The sequence below is a fragment of the Alteromonas sp. ABH2_165 genome (genome assembly GCF_056159945.1).
The window spans coordinates 1-1,447 of record NZ_JBSWWF010000020.1 but is presented as its reverse complement, the minus strand read 5'-3'; the positions used below and the strand labels follow the sequence as shown (position 1 = coordinate 1,447).

Here is a 1,447-nt window from a genome sequence, read left to right as displayed (position 1 = left end):
CTTCGCTGGGACAGTAACACGTGGGCTCTGTCGCTTCGCTCGGATTTTAGCCCACGTGTTACTGCCCCTTATGTGGGTGTTATATGCTCATTTAACTTATTGGTAGTTTTTAATGTTAAAATTAAGCGAAGACACACAGAAAACGAAAGCTAAGCTACTCGTTATGTCTGGCGTATCTCTGTTCATCGGGTTATCTGAGGCTTTGCCAACTAAAGTGGCAATACTAGGCTTAGACCTTTCCAAAAATGAAACAATTACAGGCTGGTTTGTTCTTGCCGTAACTGCATATTTTTTTGCGTACTTTATTATTCTATCCGCTTTAAACGTAAGCGAATATTACCTTCCAAGTTACATAGCAAGGAAAACGGAAAATATAACCGGCGATACAATAGGGTTAACCAAAGATGAATGCTACCCCGAAGACGAAGGTCAACAAGAGTACGAGAGGGGGACCACTAGTGGTGAAATGTTCGAAATATCCCGAAAAAGTAAGGTTATTTCTTATCGGTATTCTAATGGATTTCAAAGACTTTCAAATTGCTCAACATTAGTGTTTGAAATATTGCTACCAATCATTTTTAGTATTGTAAGCCTTATTTATTTGTTCTGTTTTTTACATCACAGGTAGGCATATAACAATCACATTAAGCCGCTCGCAGGCTCGCTGGGACAGTAACATGTGGGCTCTGTCGCTTCGCTCGGATTTTAGCCCACATGTTACTGCCCCTTATGTGGGTGTTATATCCGTAATTAACTATGACTATCTTTTTCTACACAAAAACTGACGCATATGGCGAATTTTCGAACTTCTCTAAACATGGGATAGAGGAAGACGGAGAATGGTGGCCTACAGTCGAGCATTATTTTCAGGCTCAAAAGTTCGAAGACAAGTCGTACCAAGAAAAAATAAGAATTGCTTATTCATCAAAACAAGCAGCTGAACTTGGTAGAAGTCGAAAGATCCCGATAAGAAAAGACTGGGAATCAGTTAAAGACGAGGTAATGTTTCGAGCGGTTTTAAAGAAATTCAAAACTCACGACAAACTGAAAGAATTATTATTATCCACAGGCGAGCAAAATATAGTGGAGAGTGCGCCAGGTGATTATTATTGGGGCATTGGTAAAAACGGTACTGGTCTAAATAAATTGGGAAAAATACTTGTCTCTGTTCGAGAACAGCTCAAGATATAACAAACCGCTGTAGGCGGTCGCAAGCTCCCTGGGACAATAACACGTGGGCTGGGTCGCTTCGCTCCAAATTTTAGCCCACGTGTTATTGCCCCTAAGCGGGGCGTTAGCTGCCACGGCACAGTAATGCACAACATCCTGTACATGTGCTCATTTCTGATCTAAACTTGTCCAATATAATGTACAAGTGGGGTGCAAAATGAGAATTGTCTCTTTTACCGAAGCTCGAAATGGTCTAAAAGCTGTTTTGGACAATGTC

At 40.9% G+C, this 1,447-nt stretch carries 2 protein-coding genes; both read left to right on the top strand.

Annotation, left to right across the window (positions count from 1 at the left end; all coding sequences use genetic code 11):
* The first annotated feature begins 112 nt into the window (after window positions 1-112).
* Window positions 113-628 (top strand): hypothetical protein, encoded by a 516-nt coding sequence (locus ACXAFQ_RS20400; RefSeq protein ID WP_474825206.1) that lies wholly within the window; start codon window positions 113-115, stop codon window positions 626-628.
* A gap of 128 nt (window positions 629-756) precedes the next feature.
* A complete protein-coding gene (locus ACXAFQ_RS20395; protein WP_474825205.1) occupies window positions 757-1,191 on the top strand; it encodes an NADAR family protein in 435 nt (144 codons plus the stop codon).
* Window positions 1,192-1,447 lie beyond the last annotated feature (256 nt).

What these genes read in the sequence shown, in the direction of transcription:
- ACXAFQ_RS20400 (WP_474825206.1), top strand. Translation starts at nt 113, where the DNA reads ATGTTAAAATTAAGCGAAGACACACAGAAAACGAAAGCTAAGCTACTC.
- ACXAFQ_RS20395 (WP_474825205.1), top strand. Translation starts at nt 757, where the DNA reads ATGACTATCTTTTTCTACACAAAAACTGACGCATATGGCGAATTTTCG.